The sequence below is a fragment of the Gammaproteobacteria bacterium genome (assembly GCA_019911805.1).
Taxonomy (GTDB): Bacteria; Pseudomonadota; Gammaproteobacteria; order Thiohalobacterales; family Thiohalobacteraceae; genus JAHJQQ01.
Genome location: JAIOJV010000040.1, coordinates 1 through 17,881, shown reverse-complemented (window position 1 = coordinate 17,881; position 17,881 = coordinate 1). Strand labels below are relative to the sequence as shown.

Annotated in this window: 15 protein-coding genes; 9 read left to right on the top strand and 6 right to left on the bottom strand. The window is 65.6% G+C overall.

The window, feature by feature from the left end; translation table 11 throughout:
* The first annotated feature begins 176 nt into the window (after positions 1 to 176).
* From tesB to K8I04_03740, 3 genes are all read left to right on the top strand, one after another.
* Positions 177 to 1,046 carry an acyl-CoA thioesterase II gene (tesB, locus tag K8I04_03750; protein ID MBZ0070828.1) on the top strand — a complete coding sequence of 290 codons (870 nt, stop codon included), beginning with the start codon at positions 177 to 179 and terminating at the stop codon, positions 1,044 to 1,046.
* 244 nt (positions 1,047 to 1,290) lie between these two features.
* Positions 1,291 to 1,629: a P-II family nitrogen regulator gene (locus K8I04_03745; GenBank protein ID MBZ0070827.1), complete on the top strand. Its 339-nt coding sequence runs from the start codon at positions 1,291 to 1,293 to the stop codon at positions 1,627 to 1,629.
* A gap of 637 nt (positions 1,630 to 2,266) precedes the next feature.
* Entirely contained in the window at positions 2,267 to 3,574 is a 1,308-nt protein-coding gene (locus K8I04_03740; protein MBZ0070826.1) for an ammonium transporter, read from the top strand.
* Positions 3,575 to 3,799: 225 nt separating this feature from the next.
* Here K8I04_03740 and K8I04_03735 read toward each other — a convergent pair whose 3' ends face one another.
* On the bottom strand, positions 3,800 to 4,036 hold the full coding sequence (locus tag K8I04_03735; protein ID MBZ0070825.1) for a CDGSH iron-sulfur domain-containing protein: 237 nt from the start codon (positions 4,034 to 4,036) through the stop codon (positions 3,800 to 3,802).
* A 107-nt stretch (positions 4,037 to 4,143) separates the two neighbouring features.
* Between K8I04_03735 and K8I04_03730 the strand changes: the two genes are divergently transcribed.
* The 3 genes from K8I04_03730 to K8I04_03720 all read left to right on the top strand — a co-directional run bounded on the left by K8I04_03730 (position 4,144) and on the right by K8I04_03720 (position 8,418).
* Entirely contained in the window at positions 4,144 to 4,752 is a 609-nt protein-coding gene (locus K8I04_03730; GenBank protein MBZ0070824.1) for an ATP-binding cassette domain-containing protein, read from the top strand.
* Between the two features lie 166 nt (positions 4,753 to 4,918).
* Complete coding sequence (fetB, locus tag K8I04_03725; GenBank protein MBZ0070823.1) at positions 4,919 to 5,716, top strand: iron export ABC transporter permease subunit FetB; 798 nt, start codon at positions 4,919 to 4,921, stop codon at positions 5,714 to 5,716.
* A 290-nt stretch (positions 5,717 to 6,006) separates the two neighbouring features.
* Positions 6,007 to 8,418 carry an EAL domain-containing protein gene (locus K8I04_03720; GenBank protein MBZ0070822.1) on the top strand — a complete coding sequence of 804 codons (2,412 nt, stop codon included), beginning with the start codon at positions 6,007 to 6,009 and terminating at the stop codon, positions 8,416 to 8,418.
* A 10-nt stretch (positions 8,419 to 8,428) separates the two neighbouring features.
* On the opposite strand, the gene K8I04_03715 is transcribed toward K8I04_03720, so the two are convergent.
* Both K8I04_03715 and speE read right to left on the bottom strand, forming a co-directional pair.
* Positions 8,429 to 8,611, bottom strand: a complete 183-nt coding sequence (locus K8I04_03715) for a PLDc N-terminal domain-containing protein (GenBank protein ID MBZ0070821.1) — start codon at positions 8,609 to 8,611, stop codon at positions 8,429 to 8,431.
* A gap of 55 nt (positions 8,612 to 8,666) precedes the next feature.
* On the bottom strand, positions 8,667 to 9,521 hold the full coding sequence (speE, locus tag K8I04_03710) for a polyamine aminopropyltransferase (protein ID MBZ0070820.1): 855 nt from the start codon (positions 9,519 to 9,521) through the stop codon (positions 8,667 to 8,669).
* 268 nt (positions 9,522 to 9,789) lie between these two features.
* Between speE and speA the strand changes: the two genes are divergently transcribed.
* The 3 genes from speA (at position 9,790) to K8I04_03695 (ending at position 13,258) form a co-directional block, all read left to right on the top strand.
* The gene (gene speA / locus K8I04_03705; protein MBZ0070819.1) at positions 9,790 to 11,670 is read left to right on the top strand and encodes a biosynthetic arginine decarboxylase; all 1,881 of its coding nucleotides are present in this window, start codon (positions 9,790 to 9,792) and stop codon (positions 11,668 to 11,670) included.
* Between the two features lie 332 nt (positions 11,671 to 12,002).
* Positions 12,003 to 12,893, top strand: coding sequence for an NAD(P)-dependent oxidoreductase (locus tag K8I04_03700; protein ID MBZ0070818.1), 891 nt, complete (start codon positions 12,003 to 12,005; stop codon positions 12,891 to 12,893).
* 56 nt (positions 12,894 to 12,949) lie between these two features.
* Entirely contained in the window at positions 12,950 to 13,258 is a 309-nt protein-coding gene (locus tag K8I04_03695; GenBank protein MBZ0070817.1) for a pyrimidine/purine nucleoside phosphorylase, read from the top strand.
* Between the two features lie 17 nt (positions 13,259 to 13,275).
* Here the strand turns inward: K8I04_03695 and K8I04_03690 are convergent, their stop codons facing one another.
* The 3 genes from K8I04_03690 to K8I04_03680 all read right to left on the bottom strand — a co-directional run.
* A complete protein-coding gene (locus K8I04_03690) occupies positions 13,276 to 13,881 on the bottom strand; it encodes an SPOR domain-containing protein (GenBank protein MBZ0070816.1) in 606 nt (201 codons plus the stop codon).
* Between the two features lie 227 nt (positions 13,882 to 14,108).
* Positions 14,109 to 15,881, bottom strand: a complete 1,773-nt coding sequence (gene argS / locus K8I04_03685; protein MBZ0070815.1) for an arginine--tRNA ligase — start codon at positions 15,879 to 15,881, stop codon at positions 14,109 to 14,111.
* A 381-nt stretch (positions 15,882 to 16,262) separates the two neighbouring features.
* On the bottom strand, positions 16,263 to 17,881 hold a 1,619-nt coding region (locus tag K8I04_03680), incomplete at its 5' end, for a primosomal protein N' (protein MBZ0070814.1).

Genomic DNA, 17,881 nt, shown 5'->3' with positions numbered 1-17,881 from the left:
GGGCAAGGGCCAGCGTCAGCCCGACGTGGCCCCCGCCGGCGATGACGATGTCCGGGCTCTCGGGTTCGATACGTGTGTTTGTCACCGATCCTGTCCCTGAACCGACCTGTCGTGCTTGACACTCTCTGCGCGCGCTGTTCGAAAGGGCGCTTCCGACCGCGGAAAGAGAGGGCGCCATGGCGAGCGCAGCAATCGAAACGCTCCTGTCCATTCTCGACCTCGAACCGCTCGAGCGCAACCTGTTCAGAGGCCGCAGCCCCCAGGTCGGCTGGCAGCGCGTCTTCGGCGGCCAGGTCATCGGTCAGGCCCTCGTCGCCGCGGCGCGGACCGTCGAAGACCGGGCCGCCCATTCGCTGCACGGCTATTTCTTGCGGCCCGGCGACCCGGCGGTGCCGATCATCTACGAGGTCGACCGGATCCGCGACGGCAAGAGCTTCACCACCCGCCGGGTGGTGGCGATCCAGCACGGCGAAGCGATCTTCTCCATGTCGGCCTCGTTCCAGGTCGCCGAGCAGGGCCTCGACCACCAGGCGACGATGCCTACGGTGCCGCCGCCGGAAGAGCTGCCGAGCGAAGCCGAGCTGAAAGCGCTTTTCCTGAAGGACGCGCCCGAGCCGGTCCGCCGGTACTGGGAGCGTGGGCGACCGCTCGAGCTTCGCCCGGTCGATATCAGGCACTATGTCAGCCGCGAGCCGCTGGACGCCGTCCAGAATGTCTGGGTGAAGGCGACGGGAAGCCTTCCGGACGATCCCGACATTCACCGCTGCGTCCTCGCCTACGCCTCCGACATGACCCTCCTCGACACCTCGCTCTTCGCCCACGGCCGGGCCATCTTCGATCGCGATCTCCAGGCGGCCAGTCTCGATCATGCGCTCTGGTTCCACCGACCGTTCCGGGCCGATGAATGGCTTCTCTACAGCGAGGACAGCCCGTCGGCCTCGGGCGCCCGCGGTTTCACCCGCGGCAGTCTGTTCAGCCGCGACGGCCGGCTTGTCGCCTCCGTTGCCCAGGAGGGACTGATCCGGCTGAGGTCGGCGAGAGGCTGAATCGGCACCACGCAGCGTCTGCCTATTTTTTCATCGCCGGACCCCCGACACCTGACGGCTTCGGCGCGGCTCTCCCCGAATTGCGCGGCCTTCCTGCCTTTTGCGGCTTTTTCGCCTTACTTGGCACAGACCTTGATTGTCCCGGCTCGGTCGAAGCCGGCGGCCTCGCCGATCGGTCCGGCAAGATTTGTTTGGGCTCCGCGCTCGCGTCCGGCGGGTGACGGACTGAAATAGGAACCATGCCATGAAAATAGTGATGGCTATCATCAAGCCGTTCAAGCTGGACGAGGTCCGGGACGCGCTGACCGCGGTCGGCGTTCAGGGGCTGACCGTGACCGAGGTCAAAGGCTACGGACGCCAGAAGGGCCACACCGAAATCTACCGCGGCACCGAGTATGCGGTCAGCTTCCTGCCCAAGCTGAAGATCGAGGTCGCGGTCGCGACCGACCAGGTCGACAAGGTCGTCGACGCGATCTCCAACGCGGCGAAGACGGGTCAGATCGGCGACGGCAAGATCTTCGTCTTCTCGATCGATCACGCCGTGCGCATTCGCACGGGCGAGACGGACGCCGACGCGCTCTGACGTCCCGGTCGCGGGAGGAAAGGCCCAACAACCGACGGCTGCCGTAATGCCACCGGGATGGGCAAATTGCCGAAGGCATTTGCATATCCTGGTGGCATCGGCCGTCCTCCCGGATCGATCCGGCCATCGCCCGGCCGGCCATCGCCGTCGATTTCAGCATTTGCACACTTCGTGTGCTCGTCGTTCCCTGCCGGCGGGGGCGCCGCAGCGGCCGTGACTCTGATGCTCATGAGGGCCGAACCGGAGGGTATCGGTCCCTCTCATGATTCCCGGCCGTTGGCCGGCGCCCCGCCCGGCACGCATCTTCGGCGGCGGCCGGGACGGCAGCCGATCGGGCAAAATGCGGCCGATCCCTACATCGGATCCGAGGATCCGACGAGAGACCGTCGCCCTGCGCCGGGCGGTCTTTCCCCGGCGCCCGCGCCCATGCCCCCGGGGGATCGCCGGGTTGCTGCCCAACAGATGTGCAGATCGATCGGCACCATCCGCATGCTCGATCCGGGCCGATGGAGCACCGCCTTGAAAGGTCGGGATTTTCGTCGTCGGGGCGGCCGTGGCACGGCGATTGCTACCCCTTCTCCGGAGGCGGCCGCGGTCGCCCAATTGCTGTGCAACCACTGAGACGTGGAAGGGTCCAATGTCACGATCAAAACAAATCTTCGCGGCGGCCGCGATACTGATGTCGAGCGTCGTGCCTGTGCTCGCTCAGGAAGAGGCGCCACCGACCATCGATTCCGGCGATACCGCCTGGATGCTGACCTCGACGGCGCTCGTCCTCTTCATGACGATCCCGGGCCTCGCCCTTTTCTACGGCGGCATGGTCCGGAAAAAGAACATCCTCGCCACCACCATGCAGAGCTTCGCCATCACCTGCCTGATGACGGTGATCTGGATGATCGCGGGCTATTCCCTTGCCTTCACCGACGGCGGCTCGCTCAATGCCTATGTCGGCGGCCTGTCGAAGCTGTTCCTCGCCGGCGTCGGCAAGGACAGCGTCCAGGGGACCATTCCCGAGACCGTCTTCATGACCTTCCAGATGACGTTCGCCATCATCACCCCGGCCCTCATCTGCGGCGCCTTCGCCGACCGGATGAAGTTCTCGGCGATGCTCTGGTTCATGGGGCTGTGGAGCCTGATCGTTTATTCGCCGGTGACCCACTGGGTCTGGGGCGGCGGCTTCCTCGCCAATGCAGGCGTCCTCGATTTCGCCGGCGGCACGGTGGTCCACATCAACGCCGGGGTCGCGGGTCTGGTGGCCGCGCTGGTGCTGGGCCCGCGCAAGGGTTTTCCCGGCGTCGCCATGCCGCCGCACAACCTGGGCTACACCGTCGTCGGCGCCGCGCTGCTGTGGGTCGGGTGGTTCGGCTTCAACGCGGGCTCTGCGGTGGCGGCGAACGGCACGGCCGGTATGGCCATGCTGGTCACGCAGATCGCCACCGCGATGGCGGCGCTGGGCTGGATGTCCGCGGAGTGGATGAGCCACGGCAAGCCGTCGGTACTGGGGATCGCCTCCGGTGCGGTCGCGGGCCTGGTGGCGATCACACCGGCCGCCGGCACCGCGGGGCCGATGGGCGCGTTGCTGCTGGGCCTGGCTGCCGGTGTGCTGTGCTTTTTCGCGGCGACCCGGCTGAAGCGGATGCTGGGCTACGATGATTCGCTGGACGTGTTCGGCGTGCACGCCGTCGGCGGTATCGTCGGCGCGATCCTGACCGGCGTGTTCGCGGATGCCAGCCTCGGTGGCAGCGGCCTGGCCGAGGGCGTGACCATTGGCACTCAGGTGGCCACCCAGATCAAGGGCGTACTGGTCACCATCATCTATACGGCCGTCGCCAGCTTCGTGATTCTCAAGGGCATCGACCGGCTTATCGGATTGCGCGTCAGCGAAGAGGCGGAGACCGTGGGCCTCGATCTGTCACAGCACGACGAGCGTGGCTACAACCTGTAAGGGAATGTCTGTTGCAGGGATGGTAGGCGGCGGGTGTATGGGATTCGGGAACTGGGATTCGGGGGTCGGGATTCGGGATTCGGCAACCGGGATTCAGCAACCGGGATTCAGTAACCGGGATTCAGTAACCAGGGTATTGACACCTGAACCGGAGCCGCCACACTCCTTGCCGAATCCCGAATCCCGAATCCCGAATCCCGAATCCCGAATCCCGAATCCCGAATCCTAGATCTTCTTATGCATCCCATCGCAGAACGGTTTGTCGTTGCTGTGCTTGCAACCGCACAGCCAGACCTTGGTCTGTTCCGCCAGTTCGAAGCGCAGCGGTGTGAAGTCTGTGCCCTTGTGCGAGCCGTCGCAGAGTGGCTGTTTCTGGGAACGGCCGCAGGCGCACCAGTAATGGGTGCCGGCGTCGAGTTCCAACGCGTAGGGGGCCTTCTGTGGGACTTCCGGTTGTGCCATGCTGCCTCCTTCGAGCAGGGTCGTATGCGGGGCGTAACGGGTCACGATACCGTGCGCCCTTTGGTGGGTAAAGCTTGCGGGTCCTGAGGTTTTCGGAACGGCTACGGGTGGAACGACTACGTGTCGCAGCACTGGGTGGAGACGGGTGGGGGCCGATCGATCTGGTCGTGACGGCGGGTGCGTGCGTGTGCGTGTCGGGACCTTCGGGCGCAGGCAAGACCCGTCTGCTGCGCGCCATCGCCGATCTGGACGTACACACGGGCGACGTCTATCTCGACGGCGAGTCGGCGCAGCGCATCGCACCCCCGCTGTGGCGCCAGCGCGTCGCCCTGCTGCCGGCCGACAGCCGCTGGTGGGCGGAGACGGTGGCCGCGCATTTCCCCGCCGCTGGGCGCCCCGATTTCGCTGCCGTGGGGCTGCCGGACGAGGCCCTGGACTGGCACATCGAGCGCCTGTCCAGCGGTGAGCGCCAACGTCTGGCGCTGCTGCGTGTTCTGGCGAATGCGCCGCAGGTGCTGCTGCTCGACGAACCCACCGCGAACCTGGATGCGCGCAATGCCGCGCGCATCGAGGCGCTGATCGCCGCCTACCGGCGCGAGCACGGGGCGGCCGTGCTCTGGGTCAGTCATGACCCCGAACAGATCGAGCGCGTCGGCAGCAGCCATCTGCGCCTGGATCAGGGGCGCATCGTAACGCATGCCGAGGTGGCGGCATGATTCTGAGAAACTTATTTCAGCCACGGAAGCACAGGGAAAAACACGGACAAGATCATACGCTGCACGCAACCGCGCCCCTCAGCCGCTGGCGAGTGAGCCGCGGCTCCAGGACACTGCTTCTTGGCAGTCCCTTCCGTGTGCTTCCGTGGCAAATGCGGTTGTTGGCATGATCCCACTCGATAGTGTCGATCTGGGTATTGCCGCGGTATTGGTCGTGTTGATGGCGCTGCTGTCGGCACGCCTGCAGCGCTCACTGGCACGCCAGATCCTGGTGGCCGCGGCGCGTACCACGGTGCAACTGCTCCTGGTCGGCCTGGTGCTGAAGGCGCTGTTCGCCACCACACACCCCGGCTGGGTGGCGCTGATGGCGCTGTTCATGCTGCTGGTGGCGGGACGCGAGGTGATGGCGCGGCAGGAGCGCCGGCTGCGCGGCGGCTGGAGCTTCGGCATCGGCACCCTGTCGATGTTTCTGTCGTCGTTCGCCGTCACGCTGTTCGCACTGACGGTGATCATCAGCAACCAGCCCTGGTATGCGCCGCAATACGCCATTCCTCTCCTCGGTATGCTGCTCGGCAACACCATGAGCGGTGTGGCCATCGCCATGGACCGCCTCACCCAGACCGCCTGGCAGCAGCGCGCCGAGATCGAGGCGCGGCTGATGCTGGGCCAGTCCGCGCGCAACGCCGTGCGCGACTACAAGCGCGAGGCGGCACGCGCCGGTCTGATCCCCATCATCAATGCCATGGCCACGGCCGGCCTGGTCAGCCTCCCCGGCATGATGACCGGCCAGATCCTCGCCGGTGCGCCCCCGGTGGAAGCAGTCAAGTATCAGATCCTGATTATGTTCCTGATTGCGGTGGGGACCGGACTGGGTACACTGGGCGCGGTCGCGATCGCCTCGCGGCGGTTGTTCGATGAGCGCCAGCGCCTGCGGCTGGATCGCCTGCGGGAGACGCGGCCGTGATCCACGGACCGCCGGCGGACGGGTGGATCGACGCGCGCATCGAGATGGACCACAAATAGGATTATATCGATGGTTTGGTGAGCCTGCCCGATGCCGCGATGGCCTGCGCAGGCATCGCCGCTATCGTCCCGGCCCGTAGTTTTCTATTGCAACGGCCCCAAATGTGGGCGTAGCGTGGCCATCATCGCCGTGGCCCGCGACTGCGGCTACAGTACTCTCTATTGGTTCCGGGGCGGGTTCAAGGAGCGGAGTGCGAAGGGCTGTTCGTTCCTGAAGGAGTAGGCAGACGCATGCGTTGGTTGCCAGGAGGGCCGGTATCGATCCGCACCATCATCGGTCTGATGATCGGGCTGATGGGACTGCTCGGACTCGTGCTGGCCCTGTTCGCCGGCCACATCCATCGCAATCTGGTGGTCGACAACCAGCGTGCCTCTCTTGCCGGGCTGCTCGATCTGAAGGTCGCCGATCTTCTCGCCGCCAGCGCCGCGCAGGCGCGCGATCTGGGCGCCGCACTGCAGACCGATGTCGTGCTTCGCCAGGCCTTCGATGCTCGCAATCGTGCCGTGCTGAGGCATACCCTGGAACAGCAGTTCCACCAGTACTTCGCCACCGCGAATGGGTTGAAGCTCGAACAGCTGAGCATATTCGACACCGAGTACCGTCTGCTGGCACGCGCCGTGGCCGACGGTGCCGTCGAGACGGGCAATGCCCTGATCTGTCCCGGGCTGATCGAGCGCTCGCGGCGCCGTGACGGCCCGCGGCAGGCACAGGTCATCGACGATTTGTGTGCGGCACCCGGTGGTGTCGTGCAGATGGTGATCGTGCCGCTGGGCGGACTGTGGCCGAAGGGCTATCTCGCTGTGATGATCGATCCGTTGCCGGCACTGCGGTCGCTGGAGCAGGTGCTGGGTATGCCGCTGCGTATCCGCCAGTCCGACAGTAGCGCAGCCGCGTACCGCTCGCCGGACTGGCCGGAGGCCGATGCACTGCAGGCTGCCCTGATCGCGGAGACTTCGGTTGCGGGCGTCGATCGGCGTCCGCTCTTCGATGTGGCCGTGGCCAACGACCATCGCCAGCTGCACGCCCAGTTGCGCGACGTGCGCCAGTTTTTGCTGCTGGTGGCGGCGCTCATGACCCTGGCCGGCATCACCATCGCCTGGGCGATCTTCCGCAGTACCACGGTCAAGCCGTTGCATCTGCTCACCGCCCAGCTACGCGACCTCGGCCGCGAGCGGCCCGCCCGACTGTCTGTGCTGCCACCGCGCGGCGCCGCGGAACTGCAGGCCCTGGCCATCGATTTCAACCGCATGGCCAGTGAGCTGAACGATCTCCATGAAACGTTGGAGAGCATGGCCTTCCTGGACGCGCTCACCGGGCTGCCGAACCGCAATCGTTTTCACCAGCGCCTCACCGCCCTGGTGAGTACAGACCCGGACGCCCATCAGCCCTTTACCCTGCTGTTGCTGGACCTCGATCGCTTCAAGACCGTCAACGATACCCTCGGGCACCATATTGGTGATGAGCTGCTGTGCGAGATCGGCGCACGCCTGCGGGCGGCGGTGGGTGCCCTCAGCGACGGCCACGACCACCCGGGCTGTCTGCATGCCGACGGCGACGGCTGTCTGGTGGCCCGTATCGGCGGTGACGAATTCGCTGTAGTCCTGACCTGTGCACCGACGCCTGCAGATGCCCGGCGCACGGCACGGTTGCTGCTCGAAGCCATCGGCGGCCCGTGCCTGATCGCCGGACACCGTCTGATGCTGGGTACGAGCATCGGCATCGCCTGTTACCCCGAGCACGGCGAAGATGGCCATACGCTGATGCGGCGCGCCGATCTGGCGATGTACCATGCCAAGGGCGCGCGCGCAGGCTATGCCCTGTACGAGACCACGCTGGACGAGTCCGGCCTGATGTATCTCAATCTTGAGGATGACCTGCTCCACGCCATGGAGCGTGACGAACTGTTTCTGGAATATCAGCCACAGACCGATGTCCGCAGTGGTGAGATCGTCGGTGTCGAGGCGCTGCTGCGCTGGCAGCATCCCGAGCAGGGTTGTCTCGGCCCGGATGTCTTCATCCCGGTTGCCGACAAGACCGGCATCATCCAGCCGTTGACCGAATGGGTGCTCAATCGTGCGTTGTGCGACTGCGCCGTCTGGCAGCGCGAAGGCTTCGACTTCGGCGTGTCAGTGAATCTGTCACCGCTGAACCTGCACCACCCCTACATGGTGAAGGTGGTTACCGAGGGGCTCGAGACCTGGCAGGTCGCGGCCGCATCCCTGACCCTGGAGATCACCGAGAGTGGCGTCATGGCCGATCCGGAATACGCGATTCAGGTGCTTGGTGCGCTGGCGGATGCCGGCGTCGGCATCTCCATCGACGACTTCGGTACCGGACACTGCTCGCTCAGTTACATCAAGAAGCTCCCGGCCAGTGAAATCAAGATCGACCGCTCCTTCGTCGCCGACATGGGCACCGATGCCAACGACCGCGTCATCGTGCGCTCGACCATCGGGCTCGCCCACAACATGGGGCTGGTCGTCGTCGCCGAGGGCGTCGATCACGCGGTGATCCTCGCGGAGTTGAAGGTGCTCGGCTGCGATCGCGCGCAAGGCCATTGCATCAGTCAGCCACTGCTGCTGGGCGCGCTGCTGGGGTGGCTGCAGAACGGGCGCGAGTTGCGCGAACGGCAGGGCGCCTGACGGCAGGTGGTCAGCGCCGCGCCGGCCCGAACAGCAGCCACAGGATCAGACCGACCACGGGCAGCACCAGGATCACCACTACCCACAACACCTTGGTGCCGGTACCGACGCTGCTCTCCACGGTCTTGATGATCGCCCAGATGTCCGCGATCAGTATCAGCAAGCCCAGCAGGCCGCCTGTCTCGATGCCCATGGTCGATCTCCTTGCGTGTGGGTTGCGTGGATTTCGTGCTTATCCGGGATGTTCCTCACTCCTCCAGCAGCCGCCGGAAGAACTCCGGCATCGCCCAGGCTGCGCGGTGGATATCGGCATTGTAGTACACCGTCTCGAACGGCTTGTTGCGTGCGTCGGCCTCGCGGAAGGTCTGCAGCTCGAGATTCTTGCCGGCCAGGGTACAGCTCCACCAACCGGACGGGTACACCGGCTGCGGAAAGAACAGCGTCTGCGTCTGGTCGAAGCCGGCGGCACGCATGGCGTCGTGGAGGGCCTTGAGGATCTTGCCGTGATACAGCGGCGACTCACTCTGCTGCACGATCACGCCCTGTTCACCGAGTGCCCGGTGGCAGTCGCGGAAGAAGGCCTCCGTGAACAGACCTTCGGCCGGGCCGATCGGGTCGGTGCTGTCGACGATCACCACGTCGATGCTGCCGGGTGCGGCAGTGGCCATGAATTTGATGCCATCCTCGAAGTGCAGCCGTGCGCGCGGGTCGCTGTTGCCCGCGCACAGCTCCGGAAAATACATCTCTGACACACGGGTGACGCGCTCGTCGATCTCGACCTGCCAGGCCGCCTCGACGCCCGGGTGCCTGAGCACCTCGTTCAGGGTGCCGCAGTCACCGCCACCGATGATGACGACCCGCTTCGGCGCCGGGTGCGTGAACAGGACCGGATGGGTCATCATCTCGTGATACAGGAAATTATCGCGGCCCGAGACCATGTACAGGCCGTCGATGGTCATCAGGTTGCCGTATTGCTCGGTCGCGTAGACCTCGATGCGCTGAAAGTCGCTCTGCTCCTGGTGCAGCTTCTTGGTTACCTTGAGCGAAAAGGCCGAGCCGCCATCGGCGTGGATTTCCGTGAACCAGTCATTGCCGAGCGTCATGAGTGCACCGTTGCATGGGGGGAAAATCGGGGCCGCCAAAGATACCGGATTCGAGGGGGCGAATAAAGACGTGTTTGGCCACGGAAGCACACGGAAATACACGGAAAGGTGAAAAACGCAAGCCCAATGCCCGGGACTCTGAGTGCCGCCCGGAATGAAGGTTACCGCATTCTTCCGTGTGGATCCGTGTGCTTCCGTGGCTATTAATCTCCCTCGATCGCCCACGCACCTTCCTCCGGAACCACCTATCGAGTATCGTTCCGGCACTATGTGGACCCTCGACCAAGCCCGTGACACCTACAGCCTCGAACACTGGGGCGGTGGCTATTTCGACGTCAACGGCCGCGGCCACCTGAGCGCGCGGCCGCGGCGGACGCCCGCCAGCCCCTCGATCGATCTCTACGAACTGGCGCGCACCTGCCGTGACCAGGGTCTGACCCTGCCGGTGCTGGTGCGTTTCAACGACATCCTGCACGATCGCGTCGACACCCTCTACGGGGCCTTCGCCCAGGCCCGCGAGACGGTCGGCTATGACGGACGCTACACCGCCGTCTACCCCATCAAGGTCAACCAGCAGCGCAGCGTCGTCGCCGAGATCCTTGCGCACGGTGGCGAGCGTGTCGGCCTGGAGGCCGGCAGCAAGCCCGAGCTGATGGCGGTGCTGGCGCTGTCGCGACCCGGCGGGATCATCGTCTGCAACGGTTACAAGGACCGTGAATACATCCGCCTGGCGCTGATCGGCAAGCGCCTCGGGCTGCGCGTGTTCATTGTGGTGGAGAAACTCTCCGAGCTCGATCTCGTGATCCAGGAATCACGTGCGCTGGGCATTGAACCGTTGCTCGGTCTGCGCGTGCGCCTGGCGTCCATCGGTGCCGGCAAGTGGCAGAACACCGGCGGCGAGAAGGCCAAGTTCGGGCTCAATGCCGCCCAGGTGCTGACCCTGATCGAGCGGCTGCGTGCCGCCGGCCTGCTCGAGTGCCTGCAGCTGCTGCACTGCCACCTCGGCTCGCAGATCGCCAATATTCGTGACATCCAGCGCGGCCTGCGCGAGGTGGCGCGCTATTTCGCCGAGCTGTGTTCGCTCGGGGTGCCGCTGGCGACCGTCGATGTCGGCGGTGGTCTGGGCGTCGACTACGAGGGCACGCGTTCACGCAGTTTCTGCTCCACCAACTATTCGGTGCAGGAGTACGCCAACAACGTGGTGCATGCGCTGTGGGAGATCTGCACCGAGCACGAGCTGCCGCACCCGGACATCGTCACCGAATCCGGCCGCGCCATGACCGCGCATCATGCGCTGCTGATCACCAACGTGATCGACAGCGAAAAGGCCCCGGGCAATGACCCGGTCGCACCGCCGCACACCGACGAGCCCATGATCATCCAGGACCTGTGGAACGTACTCGAAGGGCTGGATACACGCTCGGTGCTGGAGGGTTATCACGATGCCGTGCACTGGCTGGGCGAGGCGCAGTCCATGTACCTGCACAATGTGATCAGTCTGGAGCAGCGGGCGCGCATCGAGTCACTGTATGCGGCCATCTGTCAGCGGGTGCGCGGCCTGCTCGACGGCAACCGGCCGGCACACCGTGAGGTGCTCGACGAGTTGAATGACAAGCTCGCCGACAAATACTTCATCAATCTCTCGATCTTTCAGTCCATGCCCGACGTCTGGGCCATCGATCAGGTGTTTCCCATCGTGCCCTTGCACCGGCTCGACAGCGAGCCGACACGGCGCGCCGTGCTGCAGGACCTGACCTGCGATTCGGACGGCCGCATCGATCAGTACGTCACCTCCGGCGGCGTCGAAAGTACACTGCCGGTGCACGGCTACCGGCCCGGCGACGAGTATCTGCTGGGCATCTTCCTGGTTGGTGCCTACCAGGAGATCCTGGGCGACATGCACAACCTGTTCGGCGACACCGATGCCGTCAACGTCACGCTCACCCCGGATGGTGGCTACGTGCTGTCCCAACCCGAGCGCGGTGACACGATCGACGAACTGCTGCGCTACGTACATTTCGACACCGAGGCGCTGAAGGCGGCCTATCACGCCAAGCTCACCGCGGCGTCGCTGTCAGACAAGGAGCGCGCATTCTTCACCGCCGAACTGGAGGCGGGACTGACGGGCTATACCTATCTCGAGGATTGAGGGGTTGTTGTGTTGAACCGCCACGGTGCGGCGGAGACCCTTGTGTGGGGAACCGCCAAGACACCAAGGAAAATCTGGTTGAACCGCCAAGGCGCCAAGACGCCAAGAAAAATCTGGTGGAACCGCCAAGGCGCCAAGACGCCAAGAAAAACTGATAAATGTAAAAGCTCAAGATTGGTACCTGTAGTCTTGCCCGGTCAGCCTTGTGGGTTTTTTACTCAAGAATGGTTTTCTTGGCGTCTTGGCGCCTTGGCGGTTCCAAAACAGGGGTTCTCCGTGCCTTGGCGGTTCAACCAGATTTTCCTTGGCGTCTTGGAGGTTTAAAGCTGACCATGCCTGATGCAACCACCAAAGTCGGTGTGATCGGTCTCGGTGCGATGGGCGTGCCGATGGCGCGCAATCTGGCGCGCGCGGGGCTGCTCGTGGGGGTCTGGAACCGTACGGCGGCGAAGGCCGCGGCGCTGGCGGCCGAACTGGGCGTGCGCCAGGCGCAGTCGCCGGACGATCTCGCCCGCCACTGTGAGGTGATTCTCACCTGCGTGTCGGCCGATGACGATCTGCTCGCGGTCGTCGACCGGTTGGTGCCGGGCGTGGACAGCGAGACGCTGCTCATCGATACCTCGACGGTGCAGCCGGCCACTGCGGTCGAGGTCGCGCAGCGCCTGGCCGAGGCCGGCTGCGGCTTTCTGGATGCGCCCGTGTCCGGCGGTGTCGAAGGCGCACGCCAGGGCACGCTCGCAGTCATGGTCGGCGGCGATGCGCACACCCTCGAGCGTGCGCGGCCGATGCTGGAGGCCATCGGCACGCGCATCACCCACATGGGTCCGGTCGGCAGCGGTCAGGCCACCAAGGCGGTGAACCAGATCATGGCCGCCGGCATCAATCAGGCTGTCACCGAGGCGCTCGCCTTCGCCGAGGCCGAGGGCCTGCCGCTGGACAAGGTCATCGAGGTGGTAGGCGCGGGTGCGGCGGGTAACTGGTTCCTGGAGCGGCGCGGGCCGACGCTGGTACGTGGCGACTTTCCGCCCGGCTTCCGACTGGCGCTGCATCACAAGGATCTTACCATCTGCCAGGCCATCGCCGCCCGGCACGGCGTCAGCCTGCCGGTGGTGGAGATGACCCTGATCCACTATCGTCGCCTGATGGAGGCCGGCTTCGGCGACGAGGACATCTCGGCGCTGTTCCGCGAGAAGCGGCGGTTGTTCGGGGCGAACGGCGATTGATGGCCACGAAATCCGGTCTTTTATAAATTACTCACCGCACCATCGGAAGCACACTCATGAGCTACAAGAACGCCGAGATCCGCAAGCAGGCCAATGTCTATCATGAGGGCAAGGTCACCAGCCGGACCGTCATCACCGGCAGCGGCGAGATGAAGACCCTCGGTGTGATGCTGCCCGGTATCTACCGGTTCAGCACCGAAGCGCCCGAGGTGATGGAATTGACACAGGGCCGTTGTCGCGTGAAGCTCGCCGCCGCCGACGACTGGACGGAATATGCGGCCGGTGACCACTTCAGCGTGCCCGGCAATGCGCATTTCGAGATCGAGGTGATGGAGCTGCTCGACTACGTCTGTCACTTCGGGTAAGGACAGGGCGGGCGGTCCTAGCCCTCGCCGACGCGCAGCAAGATGGCGTCGATCTTGTTTTCCTTCAAGCGCGCGCGGGCGGTATTGAGGGCGCTCAGATCCTTGAACGGTCCGACGCGCACCCGATGCCAGGTATCGCGCTCGCTGAGGGTCACCGTCTGGATGCCGGCCTGCAGGCCGATCAGGGCCAGCTTCGCCTTCAGCTGGTCGGCCTGTTGCAGCGAGCGGAAGGAGCCGACCTGCAGCAGATAGGTGCCGGGTGCCTCGACCTCGCGCACGCCGGCGCGCTGCTTGCCGGTGATCTCCTGCTCCGGCACGACCACTTCCATCTCCGGCAGGATCGTATAAAAGTCGAAGCGTGGCTTGGGTGGCGGCGGGACCTTGGCATTGGGTGTCTTCCTGACCTCGCGCGCATCCTTCTGCGCGACCGGTGCCGGTGTCTGCGCAGGCGTCTGCGTCGTTGTCGTGGTGGTCTTTGATGGCGCCGCGTCGGGGCGCTGTTGCAGATAGATCAGAAAGGCGACGAACAGACCGATCGCCAGCCCCGCGGTCAGCCACAGCCAGCCCGGCGCCTGTTTGCGCTTGGACCGGCGGCTCGCTCTGTGTTTGTAATCCCGTGCCATGTCTGCGTGGCGGCCACTTGTCGCGGCCGCGTTCCATCCGATTCTATAAACCTGGAAAACCTATTTTAGCCACGGAAACACACGGAAGGCATTGAAATGAAACCGTGCCGTGAAGGCTCGGCTCAGCACCTGGCGGATGAAAAGGGTTGCTGTCTGAAGCGTACGATCCTGTCCGTGCTTTTCCGTGTGCTTCCGCCACAATTACGGTCTTCGAGATACTCGCTGCGCTACATGCTGTCGGGCGCGGAGACGCCCAGCAGGCCCAGGCCGTTGGCCAGTACCTGGCGTGTCGCCTGGATCAGGTTCAGGCGCGCATTGCGCAGCACGCTGTCGTCGACCAGGAACTGATGGGCGTTGTAGTAGGTGTGGAAGTCGTGGGCCAGTTCGCGCAAATACTGGGCGAGCTGGTGCGGCTCGTGATGGATGGCGGCGCTCTCGATCACTTCCGGATAACGCGCCAGACTGACCAGCAGCGCCGTTTCGTGCGCCGCGGTCAGCCGCTGCAGGTGGGCAGCACCTTCGGCCGGATCCCAGCGCAGACCCTTCTCACCCAGCGCCCGCACCACGCTCTTCACCCGCGCGTGCGCGTACTGAATATAGTAGACAGGGTTGTCGGCCGACTGCGATTTGGCCAGATCCAGGTCGAAATCCAGGTGTTGCTCACACTTGCGCATCACGTAGAAGAACCGGCAGGCATCGTTGCCGACCTCCTGGCGCAGCTCGCGCAGGGTGACGAACTCGCCGGAGCGTGTCGACATCTGCACTTTCTCACCACCGCGGTACAGGATCGCGAACTGCACCAGCAGCACATCGAGCCTGGCCGGGTCGTCACCGATGGCCGCAAGCGCGGCCTTCACGCGCGGCACGTAGCCGTGGTGGTCGGCGCCCCACACGTCGATGACGCGCGTGTAGCCGCGCTCCATCTTGTTCATGTGATAGGCGATGTCGGAGGCGAAATAGGTCGTCTGGCCGTTGTCGCGCACCACCACGCGGTCCTTCTCGTCACCGTAGTCGGTGGAGCGGAACCACAGCGCGCCGTCCTGCTCATAGACATGGCCGCTGTCCTGCAGCCGTTCGAGGGTGCGCGCCACCGTGCCGTCCTCCGTCAGCGAACGCTCGGAGAACCATTCGGCGTATTCCACGCCGAACTCGGACAGGTCACGGCGGATGTCGTCGAGGATGGTGTTCAGGCCGAGATCGAACAGCTCACGATAGCGCCCGGGGCCGAGCAGCGTGCGTGTACGCGCGATCAGCGCATCGATATGTTCTTCCTTGTCGCCGCCGCCAGCGGGGCCCTGGCCCGCATCGGCGGGCACGCCGGTAAACATCTCGGTCGTGCTGTGGCGCAGCGTGTCGCCGTGGGTGCGGTGCAGGGTCGCGGCGATGTCCCAGACATAATCGCCCTTATAGCCGTTGCTCGGGAAGGTGAGTTCCTCACCGCACAGCTCCAGATAGCGCAGATAGACGCTGGCGGCGAGGATGTCCATCTGCCGGCCGGCGTCATTCACATAGTATTCGCGGTGCACGCGGTAGCCCACCGCCTCGAGCAGGTCCGCGACCGCCGCACCGTAGGCGGCACCGCGGCCGTGGCCGACGTGCAGCGGGCCGGTCGGGTTGGCGGAGACGAACTCGACCTGGATGGAACGGTCCGCGCCCAGGTCGCTGCGCCCGAAGCGCGCCCCCTGTTCCAGCACGTCGCCGACGACGCGGTGGTAGGCTGCCGGGCTCAGGTGGAAATTGATGAAGCCGGGCCCGGCGATCTCGACCCGGTCGAGCAGCGGCGAGCCCGGCAGGGCCTGGACGATCTTCTCGGCGATGTCGCGCGGCCTGGCCTTGGCGGTCTTGGCGAGCGTCAGCGCCACGTTGCTGGCGAAGTCCCCGTGGGCGCGGTCGCGGGTCCGCTCGAGCTGAATCGCGATGTCCACGTCCGCGGGCAGGCCGCCGCCCGCCCGCAGGCCATGCACGGCGGCGGTGAGGAGCTGTTCGAGATGCTGCTTCATGAATGAATGGCCGGGGATCGGGGACGCGGTCGTGGACATGCCGCGAAGGCGGCTATTATCCCGGCTCCCCTGATTTGTGCAACCGCCCAGGCGAGGGGGACCCTTTATGGGAACCGCCAAGACGCCAAGACCGCCAAGGCACGGGGGGCCCTTTATGGAACCGCCAAGACGCCAAGATCGCCAAGAAAAATCTGGTGGAACCGCCAAGGCGCCAAGACGCCAAGAAAAACTGATTAATGTAAAAGCATCGAGATTGGTACCTGTAGTCTTACCCAGCCAGCCTTGTGGGGTTTTTACTCAAGAATGGTTTTCTTGGCGTCTTGGCGCCTTGGCGGTTCCAAACCGGGGGTTCTCCGCGTCTTGGTGGTTCCTCGACCTGATTCAAAACAGATCGATCGGGTCCACGTCCAGTGACCAGCGTACCTTGCGCGCCTGTTTGAGCTCGCTCAGGCGTGGCACCCACGTCGTCAGCAGGTGGTGCAGGCGCCGGCGATCGTGTGCCACCAGCAGCAGCTGGGCGCGGAAGCGGCCGGCACGGCGTTCCATGGGCGCCGGCACCGGTCCCCAGAACTCCACCCCGGCCGCGGACGCGGCGGCGTCGTGGGCCGCGCTGAGAAAGGCGTCGGGGGCGCGCGCGTCCACGGCCTCGGCGCGCAGCAGGGCGAGGTTGCGGAACGGTGGCAGCCCGGCGGCCTCGCGTTCGGCCAGCGCGGCCGTCGCGAAGGCCGGGTAGCCGGCCGCGACCAGTTGCAGCAGCAGCGGGTGTTCGGGGTGGTGGGTCTGGATCAGGACCTCGCCGGGGCGCTCGGCGCGGCCGGCGCGGCCGGCGACCTGCACGACCTGCTGGGCGAGGCGCTCGCCGGCGCGGAAGTCGGCGCTGAACAGGCCCTGGTCGGCGTCGAGGACGCCGACCAGCGTCACGCCGGGAAAGTGATGGCCCTTGGCGAGCATCTGGGTGCCGAGCAGGATGCGCGCCGTGCCCTGCGTGGCCTGGCTCAGCAGGTCCTCCAGGCGGCCCTTGCGGCGGGTGCTGTCGCGGTCGATGCGGATGCCGGGCACTCCCGGGAAGTGCCGTTCCAGTGCCTGTTCGACGCGCTCGGTGCCGGCGCCGACGGCGCGCAGGTCGGCCGACCCGCACTGCGGGCAGCGGGCCGGCAGCGGTTGCTGACTGCCGCAGTGGTGACAGCGCAGCTGCTGGTGACGCTGATGCAGGGTCAGGTGTGCATCGCAGCGCCGGCAGGCGCCGACCCAGCCGCAGTCGTGGCACAGCAGCGTGGGCGCGAAGCCGCGCCGGTTCAGGAACAGCAATACCTGCCCGTCCGCCTCCAGATGCCGGTGCATATGCGCGATCAGGGGCGCCGACAGACCTTCGTCCAGGGGTTGTGCGCGCACGTCCAGCAGGCGCAGCCGTGGTGTACTGGCGTTGCCGGCGCGTTCCGCCAGTTCCAGCAACCGATAGCGCCCCTGGCGGGCGTTGTGGATGGACTCCAGGGCGGGCGTCGCCGAGCCCAACACGACCGGCACCCGGTCGCGGTGCGCGCGCCACACCAACAGATCACGTGCCGAATAACGCAGTCCGTCCTGCTGTTTCAAGGAGGCATCGTGTTCCTCGTCGACGATGAACAGCCCCGGGCGCGCCAGCGGCACCCAGGCGGCGGAGCGCGTGCCGATGACGACCCGCGCCGCGCCGCTGCGTGCCGCCAGCCAGGCGGCCAGGCGTTCGGTCTCGTTCAGGCCGGAATGCAGCGTGACCGGCGCGTGGCCCAGGCGCTGCCGGAAGCGCGTCAGCAGCTGCGGCGTGAGCCCGATCTCCGGTACGATCACCAGTGCCTGGCGGCCGGCCACCAGCGTTGCGGCGATGGCCTGCAGATAGACCTCGGTCTTGCCGCTGCCGGTGACGCCCTCCAGCAGGAAGCAGGCATAGTGCCCCTGGGCCGCGGCGATGGTGTCACAGGCCGCCTGCTGGGCGGGATTGAGCGCGGGGCCCGGCTGGGGTGGTG